General features: G+C 43.1%; 11 protein-coding genes. 5 read left to right on the plus strand and 6 right to left on the minus strand.

Going from position 1 to position 12,781, the window contains the following annotated elements:
- Positions 1-84: 84 nt before the first annotated feature.
- On the minus strand, positions 85-819 hold the full coding sequence (locus ACS8FA_RS26765; protein WP_439266293.1) for an NUDIX hydrolase: 735 nt from the start codon (positions 817-819) through the stop codon (positions 85-87).
- A 602-nt stretch (positions 820-1,421) separates the two neighbouring features.
- Here ACS8FA_RS26765 and ACS8FA_RS26770 point away from each other — a divergent pair.
- Positions 1,422-1,985: an NUDIX hydrolase gene (locus tag ACS8FA_RS26770; protein ID WP_101206043.1), complete on the plus strand. Its 564-nt coding sequence runs from the start codon at positions 1,422-1,424 to the stop codon at positions 1,983-1,985.
- An 82-nt stretch (positions 1,986-2,067) separates the two neighbouring features.
- On the opposite strand, the gene ACS8FA_RS26775 is transcribed toward ACS8FA_RS26770, so the two are convergent.
- Positions 2,068-5,133 carry an insulinase family protein gene (locus ACS8FA_RS26775; RefSeq protein ID WP_439266291.1) on the minus strand — a complete coding sequence of 1,022 codons (3,066 nt, stop codon included), beginning with the start codon at positions 5,131-5,133 and terminating at the stop codon, positions 2,068-2,070.
- A 391-nt stretch (positions 5,134-5,524) separates the two neighbouring features.
- Between ACS8FA_RS26775 and ACS8FA_RS26780 the strand changes: the two genes are divergently transcribed.
- Positions 5,525-5,986 carry a universal stress protein gene (locus ACS8FA_RS26780; protein ID WP_439266289.1) on the plus strand — a complete coding sequence of 154 codons (462 nt, stop codon included), beginning with the start codon at positions 5,525-5,527 and terminating at the stop codon, positions 5,984-5,986.
- A gap of 99 nt (positions 5,987-6,085) precedes the next feature.
- A complete protein-coding gene (locus ACS8FA_RS26785) occupies positions 6,086-6,547 on the plus strand; it encodes a universal stress protein (RefSeq protein ID WP_057761630.1) in 462 nt (153 codons plus the stop codon).
- Between the two features lie 107 nt (positions 6,548-6,654).
- Here the strand turns inward: ACS8FA_RS26785 and ACS8FA_RS26790 are convergent, their stop codons facing one another.
- Complete coding sequence (locus tag ACS8FA_RS26790; RefSeq protein WP_439266286.1) at positions 6,655-7,590, minus strand: LysR substrate-binding domain-containing protein; 936 nt, start codon at positions 7,588-7,590, stop codon at positions 6,655-6,657.
- A 220-nt stretch (positions 7,591-7,810) separates the two neighbouring features.
- Here ACS8FA_RS26790 and ACS8FA_RS26795 point away from each other — a divergent pair, with 220 nt between their 5' ends.
- Positions 7,811-8,932 (plus strand): YeiH family protein, encoded by a 1,122-nt coding sequence (locus ACS8FA_RS26795; RefSeq protein WP_439266284.1) that lies wholly within the window; start codon positions 7,811-7,813, stop codon positions 8,930-8,932.
- Between the two features lie 240 nt (positions 8,933-9,172).
- On the opposite strand, the gene ACS8FA_RS26800 is transcribed toward ACS8FA_RS26795, so the two are convergent.
- Positions 9,173-9,382 (minus strand): cold-shock protein, encoded by a 210-nt coding sequence (locus ACS8FA_RS26800; RefSeq protein WP_045453470.1) that lies wholly within the window; start codon positions 9,380-9,382, stop codon positions 9,173-9,175.
- 243 nt (positions 9,383-9,625) lie between these two features.
- Positions 9,626-10,048 (minus strand): YbaN family protein, encoded by a 423-nt coding sequence (locus ACS8FA_RS26805; protein WP_101206048.1) that lies wholly within the window; start codon positions 10,046-10,048, stop codon positions 9,626-9,628.
- Between the two features lie 709 nt (positions 10,049-10,757).
- On the opposite strand from ACS8FA_RS26805, the gene ACS8FA_RS26810 reads away from it, so the two are divergent.
- Positions 10,758-11,651, plus strand: coding sequence for an ABC transporter substrate-binding protein (locus ACS8FA_RS26810; protein WP_439266282.1), 894 nt, complete (start codon positions 10,758-10,760; stop codon positions 11,649-11,651).
- A gap of 230 nt (positions 11,652-11,881) precedes the next feature.
- On the opposite strand, the gene ACS8FA_RS26815 is transcribed toward ACS8FA_RS26810, so the two are convergent.
- A complete protein-coding gene (locus ACS8FA_RS26815) occupies positions 11,882-12,769 on the minus strand; it encodes a hypothetical protein (protein WP_439266281.1) in 888 nt (295 codons plus the stop codon).
- Positions 12,770-12,781: the final 12 nt, after the last annotated feature.

The following is a 12,781-nucleotide window of genomic DNA, read 5'->3' on the forward strand; positions in this document are numbered from 1 at the left end:
TGAAGTATCACATATACATCTACACTCGGTTGCCTTGTACTACTTTTAAATTGAATCGACTATATTATAAATAGATGACATTTATCAGCGTTTGTTTTCTACGCGGTAATACCATTCGAGCTGTCGATCAAACCCTGTTTCTAATAGGTTGGCAATTACCCGTCCTGTTAGTCCCCAAACCGTCTCACCATCGACCTGCCAGCTCGGCGTCAGTATGGTAGCCATTTGCTCTTGCATCTTATACTCAATTTCATACTCTACCGTTGGTTGAGTGACTAACGATTCTAAATCTGCCCAAAAGATACGTGATATCTCTCCCACTTCAGGTACGAGTACTAGACCAGGGGCGATAAGTGCTACGATTGGACGTACACTCATACCACTTTTTGAAGTTTGGATCGGTAGCTGGCCAAGCAACTGGACTTTATTGGGTGGTAGTGCTGTTTCCTCACAGGCTTCACGCAATGCGGTAACGACATTATTACCATCGCCTCGATCATGTTTACCACCCACACAAGACACTTCACCCGCATGACTGTTCATATGGGCGGCACGGCGTGTTAATAATAATTTAGGCCTGCGCTCATGAGTAATAGCGACCAGTATTGATGCATCGGCAATCGGTGTCTGATATAAGCTGTCTAACACACGGCTACTATGAGAGGCGTTATGTGCCTCGTACATTGCCGGACTTGTCAGCGCATTTAAAGTCTCATGTTGCACTCGTTCGGCTAATTGACGAAGCGTCGGATGACGAATAAAAGTAGGTACAGCAACTGACAGGTTATCGAAGCTTACAGCCTCCGGTGGGAATAACATTATAATTGCCCTATATTTTTATCGTTATTAAGCGGTATCACCAGCATCTTTCTTGTTTTCTATTATTAAAATCGCGACTAGTAAATAAAACCAACAATCTTTTTATTTGTCTCGGTCACTCGTTTTGTTAGCGGCTTTGATATCAATAATTACTGAACACTCACTAGACTAGCGCAATATAATAGTGGCTGCATGCTATTTATGTGACTGATTCATTGCTTATCAATGCTCAATAACGGCCCTATTAACTAATAATAGTCAGCCTATCTGTGAAATGATGCGTTACTGTTATCGTGATTCTGTCCGTCGATAATATGTGCTATCTTAAGACGATAGCTGCTCTTTAGAATAATATCTTATATAGTCGATCTTATATAAGTCAGGTACGTTTAAGTCAGGTACGTTTAAGTCAGGTACGTTTAAGTCAGATGCATTTAAGTTAGGTTTATTGTCAGGTTCACGCAGTCTACTGCTTGTAGTACTTGTCTCACCGTTCTTATGTCTAACTTATCTCGAAACGATGACAGCAGCACTTCAGAATATAGGTTTTATAACCTATAAAAAACATCATACACAATAACTTTTATAACAAGGTAGTTGATATGCGCTATTGCCTCCAATGCGGTCATGAAGCAGAACGAAAAATCCCACCTACGGACAATATGCCGCGTTTGGTATGCCCCAATTGCCACTATATCCACTACGAAAACCCAAAAGTTATCTGTGGCTCGCTGGTGGTACATGAAGACAGAGTGTTACTCTGCCGCCGTGCCATTGAGCCACAATATGGGCTATGGACGATACCTGCAGGTTTTATGGAAAATGGCGAGACCATGGCTGAAGGCGCAGCACGCGAGAGCTACGAAGAAGCTGATGCCATCGTACTGAATCCGCATCTATACTGCATTTATGACTTACCAGATATTGGGCAGATCTACTCTATCTATCTGGCCGATCTAAAAGATGGCGCGTATGGTATTGGCTCAGAAAGTCTCGACTGTGCACTGTTTAGCGAAGAAGATATCCCATGGGATACACTGGCGTTTGAAGCCATTCGCCGTACTTTAAAAAGCTACTTTGCTGATCGTAAGCAGTATAACGAGTTGTCAGAATTTCCGATTCATCAAGATAAAATTGGCAAAGATTTGAGTATCAAGCGATATTAGTCGATTACCTAACCGCAAAAAGCCAAGCATGATGCTTGGCTTTTTTGTGCTTAACTTTTAATCAAAAACAAACCTAATGGTCTTAGCTCTTAATTCTACAAACCTCAAAGCCAAGACCTTTTACTGCCTCTTCTTTGTCGTAAGGCGCTAGCACCGCGCGTACATGCTTTTGCCCTTGCAGATATTGCTTAGCAACGCGCTGCAAATCAGCAACCGTGACGGCTAATATCGACGCACGCATTTTACGCTGCCAGTCAACACCGCGATGATGTAGATTTGCAAAGCAGGCTTTGATTGCTTCGCCTGCAGGAGAGCCCGGCTTATCCATACCCGAAATAATACCTAGGATCGCTTCTTCCAACTGTTCATCAGTTTGTGGCTCGTTTAATAGCCATTCGATACTGGCGTCAAAGTGAGCAAAGGTCTCAGCGCACTGTGGATCACGATAGCTAAAGAATTTAAAGGCACAAGCGTTGGCATCGTAACCTGCACCGCCGCCATAGGCACCGCCGCGCTCACGAATCGCACTGTGCAAATAGCCGTTACGTAAGTAAGGCGCTAATACCATTAATGCAGCGGTATCAGGATGGTCAGCAGCAGGTACAGTATAAGCACTGGCATTGTGATATACGTTGGTTGGTACTAGCCATGCTAGATCTGCAACATCAAGCGCTACCCCGTTTTCTAATGTTTTGACTGTATCAGTCGCACCATTCAATGCAGTATCTAATTGCAGATTGGCAAACTCGCTTGGGATATTAGTCTCAATATTGGTCAAATTCTCAGCAATCTTTGGCGCTTGGCTATCTTTCCAGCTATCGACGATTAAACTACTCAAGCGTTCGGTTTGCTCTGCTTCACAGATAATAACGGCATGCTTAGGCAAGCTGATGAGACGTTGATGTAAATCCATCAAGCTCGTAGCCAATTGATCCCACTGCGCATCATCTGTACTAGCATGTGCCAAGAAATCTTTAAGTGCGTTTAATGCTGGTAGGCCGCTGCGCACATATTCCAACTGCGCTTGGCGACTCATGCCGCGACTAGCTGTTTGCATTGCATAAGAGTGACCAGATCCCGCTAAATTTGACTGCCAGCCTGCTTGGCGCTGTTGCAAGATTTCTTTGATACGGTCATGCTCAGAGAAGATACTGTGCTCCATCACTTCCTTGAGCAAATCAATCGCTTCAGGCTTGCGATTTAGCGCACGCGTTGCCACGACAAAGTAGCTGCTAATCGCTTGGCTATCATCGACGTTGGTACGCTGACTAATACGCGCGGTCACACCAGAAGAATGCGCTGCCTGCTTAGCTTGCATCTCATGAGCGCTAAGCGAGTCAGTACCTAGCTCAGACAATAGACTTAAATAAATAGGCAACAATGGATGATTGATTACATCATTGACTGGTAGCTCATCTGCGCTCGCATTACCGATTGCCTCAGTCAGTGGAACAATCACTTGATAGTAGTAAATACCATTGGTGCCAGCTTCATACTCAAATAGCGTGCTGTCTTGACCGCTCAAACGCACCTGCTTTTGGGTGCCTTCTTTAAAGCTGATATCCGTTGGTACGTCTTCTAGACCTACCTTTGGCAATAAGCTCAAATCATCTGGCGCAGCTTGACGTGCAGCCAAATCTAAGGCTTGCTGTTTTAAAATAGCTTTATCATCAGCAGTCAAATCCATCGCGATAGTATCCAAACGAGTCTGCTCAGCTGCTGCCAAACGGGCTGTTTTTTCGCTATCAGGGGTCATCGTTACGCGTACGCGATGCTGATTGTCCAATAGATGCGTTTTAATCAAGTTCGGTAGCCACTGTGGATCGACGACTTGCTCGCGTAGCCACTGTAGATGCTCGTCTACTTCCCAAACATCGATAGGGTTGCCATCATGAATGGCGGTACTAAAGCCCTCTAGCATAAGGTTTAGACCATAAGGAATGCTATCGCCGCCGATGTGACGCTGATCAATCTCAATCTGATGCAGAATGGTTTCGATTGTCTCATCATCAACTGGTGAATTGGCCACTTCGGTCAGCAAATCAATAATGCCCTGCTCGACCGCTTCGGCATGTTCAGGGTTAGAGCCGCGCAGTCCCGTATAAAAGACCATTTCATAATGACTGTCATCAAGTCCCAATAGCGGACTTGGTGCTTTACCCAGTGGATGGCTATCAAGATAAGCACGCAATGGCGAGCCTGCATGCTCAATCAGCACACCCTCTAACAGACGTAATGCCAAGCGCTGCTTAGGATCAGTAATCGATGGTAGTAACCAAGCAACCACGTGATGCGTCTGATCTGGGCCCGCTTCGTCAGCAGTATAAGTATCAACCGCACTGATTGGTGCAGACAAACGCTGCTCTGGACGCGATACATGCTTTTTGCCTGCTTCAAACTGAGTCAAGGCATCTTCGTGTATCTTCGCTTGCGTCTCGGCAACAGGAATATTACCGAAGCTCATGATGACACTGTTTGACGGATGATAATGACTCTGGTGAAACTCGGTCAGCTCAGTGTGCGTCAAGTCAGGAATATCAGCAGGATCACCGCCTGAATTATAATGATAGGTCGTCGTTGGGAACAGATGATGAGCAACCGTATGATATAGCTGATCAATCTCGCCACTCATCGCGCCTTTCATTTCATTAAAAACGATACCCTTAAACTGCGGCTTATCATTTTCGTCAAGCTCTACGCGGATGCCTTCTTGGGCAAAATCGAGCGGATGGATATTTGGGAAAAACGACGCATCCAGATAGACAGCGAGCAAGTTAAAATAGTCGTTTTTGTTTTGCGTCGCATACGGATAGGCCGTCCAATCAGCTGCGGTCATCGCATTCATAAACGTGTTTAATGAACGTTTAATCATTGAAAAGAACGGATCACGTACTGGGAACTTGTTCGAACCACACAATGCCACGTGCTCTAAGATGTGCGCCTCGCCTTTTGAATCCATTGGCTGGGTGCGAAAACCGACCAAAAACGCATTTTCATCACTTGGGTGTGCCAGATGATAATGCATCGCTCCTGTTTTTACATGCTGACTGATCAGCACATCCATCGATAGCGCCTCAATATGGCGATGCTCAATCAGCTCAAATGCTGGATGCAAGGTTAAATCAGCAGTAAATGGCGTGTCCGTCATAGTTATCCTTATCGCTTATCATGCGTATAGTGCCCTGACTATCAGGGAAAATAGAGTAATAAATTGGCTAAAAAAGAGTTGGCTTAGCGCTATTAGTGGGGCTGCGACATGGATAAGTCAAGGCAGCAGCCATGTAATAATCCACCACACAGTAATCTACGCGGGTAGCCATTAAAGCCTTATAATTACAAATCCATCAATATCCACAATTTTATTATGGATTTATCGCTTAACAAAGAAGTCCTGCACTGCTATAGTTAATTCAGTTTAAAAGAATTACAAGGCAACCGAGTGCAGATGTATATGTGATACCTCAAGCGAGGTTAACGCCGTAACTCTTTTATAAAGGATTGACTATACTGTAAAGTTAATGACTAACTAGGAGTACCTTATGAGCTACCAACACGTTTTACTGGTCACTGACTTACTATCCGATGCGGACACAGTGGCGCTAAAAACCAAGCGTATCCTCGCAGGCTCCCCTGAAGCCAGACTGTCCGTCTTGCATATCGTTGAAGATGATATGGTACGCTTTGGTTACGAGCTCGTGCCGTCCTCTAGCCTCTCGGGTGATGTCGATAGTGAAAAGTGGCAAGAGGCACGGGCTAGACTGGCGCAATTCCTCGCACGTAACGAGCTAGAAGCGATGAACTCTGAGGTAACCGCTGCCATCTCTAATAGCAAAGGTATCATTAACTACTGCCGTGAAAAAGACGTCGATTTACTTATCATTGGACGTCATGAGCGCCATGGTATCGCTGCTTGGTTGGTAGGAGCCACTGCCGATAGTATCTTGCCAAATGCTCCTTGTGACAGTTTAGTGGTGAAACTTGATCAGCCTGTCTTGGAATAATTGGCATCGCTCCCATCCGCTGCTAAAGACGACAAGCTTTACTTAACAGCGCCCTAGAGTAGTGCTATAGTAAATACTATCTGACATGAGGAAGACGCTATGAGTTACGAACATATTTTACTGGTTACCGACTTACTCTCTGATGCAGATATAGTCGCCCAAAAGGCCAAGCGCATCGTTGAAAACCGTCCAGGCTCTAAGCTATCTGTTTTGCATATTGTCAAAGACACCATGGTTGGCTTCGGCTATGAGCTGGTGCCTGCCTCTAGCCTATACGATGAGATTGATGATGAACGCTGCCAAGAAGCACGTGCAAAGCTGGCGCAATTCCTTGAACGCAATCAGCTAAATGCAGCAACGTCGGAAGTCACGACGGCCATTTCTAGCAGTGAAGGTATCGTCAGCTACTGTCATAAACACGATGTCGATCTATTGGTCATCGGACGTCATAAGCGTACTGGTATCGCTGCATGGATCAGTGGCGCGACAGCAGATAATATCTTGCCCAATGTACCTTGCGATAGCTTTGTAGTGCGACTGGACAAACCTGTGTCAGCATAACAATATGCTTTGATTGTCTTATATTATCTAAAGCATATCTCAAAAAAAGCGCAGCGTAACTTTTAACGCTGCGCTTTTTTATGGCTAATAGATTTTAGAGTCATCGTTTAACTCTGTTGAATAATATCTATAAAGGTTTGCCAAATGGGGCTTTGGTGACGGGCTTTATGCCAGACTAGCCACCATGTACGCGATAGATCAATTCCCGCCACGTTCACTTGTACCAACGTCCCTGTCGCCAGTTCCGTCTCAATCACGTGCTGTGATAGACAACCAAGACCAATATCTGCACTCACCATGTGCTTGATGGCCTCGGATTGATGTATGGCCTTTACCACTTCTGCATTGGGTAGATACTTTAGTAATTGCTCATCGATAATCTGCCGTGTGCCTGACCCTGCCTCACGCACCAGTAACGGCAACTGCGCTAACTGATTAATACTCAGCTGATAGCAGTCCTCGTCTTGGCTATAGGTAGCTATATCCTTTAGCCACTTGCTATCACGCTTGGCAAATATCACTAGCGTATCGGTACGCCATTTGTGCTGCTCAATAACTTTCATATCTACCGGACGCGGCATTCCTTCTACCAGTGCGATATCGATATTTAGTTGCTCAACCTCGCTCACTACCTCTTGCGTATTGGCAATATACATATCGACATTGGCATCGGGTAGCGCCCCATATAGCTTACCAAGTAAAGATGGCAGCACGTAGTTGCCGATAGTAGTACTGGCACCAATATGAATCTGTCCTGCTTGATACTGATGATAATGCTCAAGCGTGAGTGATTGCCCCAAGATAGCCTGTGCCTGTATATAAATAGGATGGGCATTGGGATGTTGATTGAGCCTGCGACCGACGCGCTCAAACAGCGGCATCTGTAGTCTAGACTCTAGCTCTGTCAATGCGCTACTGACTGCTGATTGTGATAAGTGCAGCTCCTCACTGGCACGACTGGTGCTACCTGTCTGATAAATACTGACAAAAACAGCAAGCTGCTTAAGCGTAATCTTTGGCACTGTCTGCACAGATTTTTTCATGATATCAATGATGCCTTATGTCAGTTTTTGCGCTGTTTTATCCGTGACGTTTGTCTTTTTTGATGCTTATGCGCGGTATACCTATTTCTAACATAAGCTTTAACCTAAAAAATCGATAGTTTATATCTTATTAATCTGTTTTTATTATAAATGTAGCGGGCATATACTGTCTATTCATAAGCTTATGCTTATCTTAATATAAGTAATAGGATGCCGCGTCATGCACACACTCGTCCAATCAGTCAGCAACTCCGTTCACAACTATACCCCTAATCACCGTCACTTGACGGGATTGGTAGTTGTTCTGATTGGTAGTTTGTTTTGCTTATGGTTGGACAGCAGCTTGGATATCTGGTCAAACGGACGTATTGTTGGCTTATCCTCTTTAACGCTAGCGATTTTGCTAGGCATGATCTTGGGCAATACCGTCTATCCTAAATTCGCTGAACGTTTAAACGGCGGCGTTTGCTTTGCCAAGGGTCAGATATTGCGACTTGCGATTATGTTTTATGGGTTTAAGCTGACCATAACACAAGTTGCGAGCGTCGGTATGCCAGCGATTATGACTGACGCACTGGTACTAACATCGACCTTTATGCTGACCTATTGGTTAGGTACTAGATGGTTAAAAGTCGATAAAGAAACGGTGATCTTGATTGGCTCAGGGGCAAGTATTTGCGGTGCTGCTGCTGTCATTGCTGCAGAGCCAGTCGTCAACGCGCAAGCTCACAAGGTCACTATTGCAGTGGCAACTGTGGTGGTGTTTGGCACTATCGCGATGTTACTATATCCTTTTCTCTATCATCTTGGTTGGTTACAGCCTTGGCTCAGCGCCCAGCAGTACGGCATGTACACAGGCTCAACCGTCCATGAAGTAGCGCAAGTCGTAGTCGCAGGTAATGCAATCAATACTGAGATTGGCGATACCGCAGTCGTGACCAAGATGATACGCGTCATGATGCTCGCGCCTTTCCTGCTTGTGTTATCGTTTGCGCTAACCAAAGATCGCACCGTAGATAGTGCAGCTGTAGAAGAAGATAATAAAGACGAGACAGCGTCATTTATGGCTCGGGTCAAACAAGTCAAAGTGCCATGGTTCGCGTTTATCTTTATCGGCATTGTGTTGATACATACATGGGTGCCGATGTCTGAGAGCATCGTACGCAATATGGTGATGCTAGATGATGTGTTACTGACGATGGCCATGTTTGCATTAGGTCTGACCACGCATCTAAGTGCGATCAAGCAAGCTGGCGTTAGACCGCTTATATTGGGTGCCATTATGTTTGGTTGGTTGATACTGGGCGGTGGTCTGATCAATATCGGCATTAGCTTTATATAATAATTCGACTGTTCATTTTTAGCTTATTACTTCATTGCACAACATAAAAGGCCTCTAGTTATAAATAGCTAGAGGCCTTTTTGCATTGGTCGCGGTCTAATATGATTAGTTAAAATCTTTCGAATAAGACTTCTACTCGCTTAAGTACTCATATCTTAAATACCAAATCACAGACGAAAAAAAACGAACCCGAAGGTTCGCTTTTCTACATCTATTCATCTATCTGTCTATAAAGACAAATTAGATAGCAACGATGTTATGTGCTTGTGGGCCTTTTTGGCCTTGAGTTACAGTGAACTCAACTTCTTGGCCTTCAGCCAAAGTTTTGAAACCTGAACCAGTGATTTCGCTGTAATGAGCAAAAACGTCTGCGCCAGTTTCTGGAGCGATAAAACCAAAGCCTTTAGCTTCGTTGAACCACTTAACTGTACCTTTTTGAACGTCTGACATAGTATAATCCTACTTTTAAATTTATTAATGGTCTAGTGACCGGTAACGCTTGCAAATAGCTACTGAACGATAAATATTAAAACGAAGGATTATAACTAATACTACGAGGTAATGATTTGGTGCAGAACTGCTCTTAAGCTTGGGCGTATTATAAGGGGTACATCCCAGTATCGCAAGTCTTATCTCATATTTCGTGTAACCAGAGCCGTTTATTGACCGATTTTGGCACAAATTGCAACGGATTTAGGCATTTGGTAAACGGAACAAATATATCGCTACCCCACTACAGACAGTGGCTACCGCCCATGCCATCCACATCATATCAGCAGGCAAACGATAAAATAACATAATTGTCGATGCTGCCATCATAACCGTCGCTAAACACTTGGCATAAAGCGGAACGGCATGATTCTCTTCCCAATCACGGACGAATTTACCAAAGTATTTATGATTAATCAGCCAAAAATGAAAGCGTCGAGAACTACGCGCCCAGCAGCCTGCTGCTAGCAGAATAAAAGGCGCTGTAGGCATCACTGGCAGCAATATACCGATAATACCCAAGATAAAAAACAACCAACCAAGCGTCACAAAGGTCCAACGCAGCATTGGGCTGTTGGATTGATCAGTCTTGGGTCGGTAATAGAACGCTTTTTTATTGTCGGTCATATAAGTTGTCGGTCGTGTAAGTTGTCAGTTATGCCAAATGTCAATTGTCTAGAGTAGCGCCTATTATATAAGCAGCGGCATAGAAGGCTAATCATGCAATATCGCCCGTCTGCGCTCAAGACTATTTATATAAGGTTTTTGCTATTGATAGGTATGTTTGGTTAGTAATTGGGTAAGTACTAATAATAAATGCTGCATTCTTCTATTAACACGTCGATTGAAAGCGCTTATAAAAAGCCGTCACAAATGAGAACTGTTATAAAGAGCGGTTAACGAACATCAGTCATTACTTGCCATCGTCATTCCCGATACGCTTGCATCCCATCTTGTAAGTCGTCTATGATGATGCAGTAACTATCGATAATAGCCATTCGCAGTACGGATTCATTAGCAGTACTGATCAAAAATAATGCAATAACAATCAATCTTGTCGGGGTGCTTTGATTTAACGCTGTAGACACAGCCCACATCATCGCTGAGACATACCCGTGAACCTGAAGCAGTTAGCACTGACGTAGGAAACAAGCGTGACACGCCCTCAGAGGTCTATAAATAAGAGCAGTCTATAGATGATGTACTCGTGATACCTATATCAAACGCCGAGCATCTGACAGTTAGCATTGCGACCTCACTTTTCTTATTTGGCCTTTCTTGTTTTACTTTAATAGTATCAGTCTGATTGTTTTCCATACCTAAAAAGGAAACAACCATGCAGCCGACTACCAAACTTACTCTGACCCTCGAATGGTTTTTAAACCCTGATCACCTGCCCTTTATCGCTGGTGTGACTACGGGCGCATATGAGCAAGCAGGGCTCGATATCACCATTATCGAGCCAGATGACCACTATGATGGCTTTGCCGAATTACAGAACCAGAGCATCGATCTGCATGTCAATGAGCCTATCCATCTGTTTGAACATTACGCGCCTAATCTACGTGCACTGGGCTGCTTTTTTGAGACCGATGGCGGCATATTGATGCAACGCGCTAGCATGGATAAATTAAAAAACAATCAGCCAATCCGCATCTGTACCCCTGCAACTGAGGAAAAAACCAATCGTATTGGCTTTGAGATATTAGCGCGCTATGCCAAGAAAAATGGCTTTAGTATCAGCCGTGATAATGTGACCTTTGTACAAAAAGACTTTTATCACATCAAAAACCTGCAAGAAGACCCAAGCCTAGATGGTGCATGGCTATGCTTTTATAACTTTGAAGGCGTTGAAGCGACTCATGAAGGGTTGGAGTTTACGTTTATCGATCAGCATCTGTCACCTTATCCGAACTTTTCAGCGTTAGAGATTCTAACGACGGATGAGATCTATAGCGCGAAAAAAGACGCGATAGATACCTTTATCCAAGTGACCAACCAGATGACGGAGCTGTGTAAAAATGATCCAGAGACTGCCCACCATATGTATTACAACTATAGTAAGACTGAAGCCGATACGCTGATGGATGCCATCATTGATGATACGCTGGGTAGATTGATCACGCCAATCACGCCTGATGCAAATAAATGGGAAGAACTGCGCGAGATGCTAGCTGAAATCGATATCGTGACCTTAACTGATGAGCAGTATCAATCGCTGTGGGCGTGATAAGCGTTAAAATAGTTTGAGTAATAAAAAACCGCCATCGTGTTTGCTATGGCGGTTTTCTATTGCTCAAAATAAGAGCGAAGTTAAACTAATCCTAGCAGCTGATGTCCACCTCTATCGGACTTTGGCGAGTGAACTTAAGCGTGATGGGAGCGGTATCTTCAATAGCAAGATTGCTTAAAGGCGAGCGTTGTCCGACGGTGATCTTCATAAAAACACCCTAATATAATTTAATGTTGTGTATTCCGTTTAACAGCAATTATAATTTGCCATGTGAGTATGCCGAACCATATAAAAAACAGTAAGCTGATAAATTCTATACCACTTTTCTTTTCAAGTGCTTTACTGAATAGAGGAACATTAGCAGCACAGGCATTTAAGATTTCTGATAGAGATACAAACCAGTCTTGTGTTACGAAATTTCTAAGTGGTACAACATACCTTGCTATAGTCTCCCCACTAAAAATATCTTTATGCACTTCTAAGATACCGGTGTAAATACCTATTGAAAATAAGAATATTATAAAAGGCTGGATATAGCTCTCACCAAATCTAGATATGTAATAATTCGTGCTAAGCACAAATTTTTTGGAAAAAGCGTTCATTACATTTTTGAAAATATAATCCGAACCCAGTATATTTAATATATATTCATTACCAGAAAAAACTACTCTGAAAAAAAATTTCAAAAAATCTACATTTTCTTCAACATTCTTATTTACCTCTTTCTTATACTTTGTCATTTCATATATAAAAAACCTGTTTGATTCTATCTTATTGTTTACCTTTTCAAATGAGTTTTTTATTATTCTTAAAGTCTCTCTGTCCGTCCCTACTAAATTAATATCAGTATTTAAAAAATTAGGTTCCTGTTTTATGTTAGCACTAGAAAAATTTAAACCGGATTTAAATTTTGTATTTCTAAAATTAGAAAAATCTTTGAAAGTGGTATAGATAAAATCTGTTATATTTTCTTTTCTTCCATCACCAAACACCGCATATTCAAATGCAGCAAAATCTTTGAAAATACTTTTAAAAAAATTAGCTTTTGTAAATGAACTTTTATATACATCAAAAATACCATCCACATTAGAATTGTCAAAATCAATATTTTCCACTGATGAGTATTT

It is taken from the genome of Psychrobacter sp. 1Y1 (assembly GCF_051847395.2).
Taxonomy (GTDB): domain Bacteria; phylum Pseudomonadota; class Gammaproteobacteria; order Pseudomonadales; family Moraxellaceae; genus Psychrobacter.

Coding starts and splice junctions, on each gene's coding strand:
- ACS8FA_RS26765 (WP_439266293.1), bottom strand. CDS start 819: ATGTTATTCCCACCGGAGGCTGTAAGCTTCGATAACCTGTCAGTTGCT.
- ACS8FA_RS26770 (WP_101206043.1), top strand. CDS start 1,422: ATGCGCTATTGCCTCCAATGCGGTCATGAAGCAGAACGAAAAATCCCA.
- ACS8FA_RS26775 (WP_439266291.1), bottom strand. CDS start 5,133: ATGACGGACACGCCATTTACTGCTGATTTAACCTTGCATCCAGCATTT.
- ACS8FA_RS26780 (WP_439266289.1), top strand. CDS start 5,525: ATGAGCTACCAACACGTTTTACTGGTCACTGACTTACTATCCGATGCG.
- ACS8FA_RS26785 (WP_057761630.1), top strand. CDS start 6,086: ATGAGTTACGAACATATTTTACTGGTTACCGACTTACTCTCTGATGCA.
- ACS8FA_RS26790 (WP_439266286.1), bottom strand. CDS start 7,590: ATGAAAAAATCTGTGCAGACAGTGCCAAAGATTACGCTTAAGCAGCTT.
- ACS8FA_RS26795 (WP_439266284.1), top strand. CDS start 7,811: ATGCACACACTCGTCCAATCAGTCAGCAACTCCGTTCACAACTATACC.
- ACS8FA_RS26800 (WP_045453470.1), bottom strand. CDS start 9,382: ATGTCAGACGTTCAAAAAGGTACAGTTAAGTGGTTCAACGAAGCTAAA.
- ACS8FA_RS26805 (WP_101206048.1), bottom strand. CDS start 10,048: ATGACCGACAATAAAAAAGCGTTCTATTACCGACCCAAGACTGATCAA.
- ACS8FA_RS26810 (WP_439266282.1), top strand. CDS start 10,758: ATGCAGCCGACTACCAAACTTACTCTGACCCTCGAATGGTTTTTAAAC.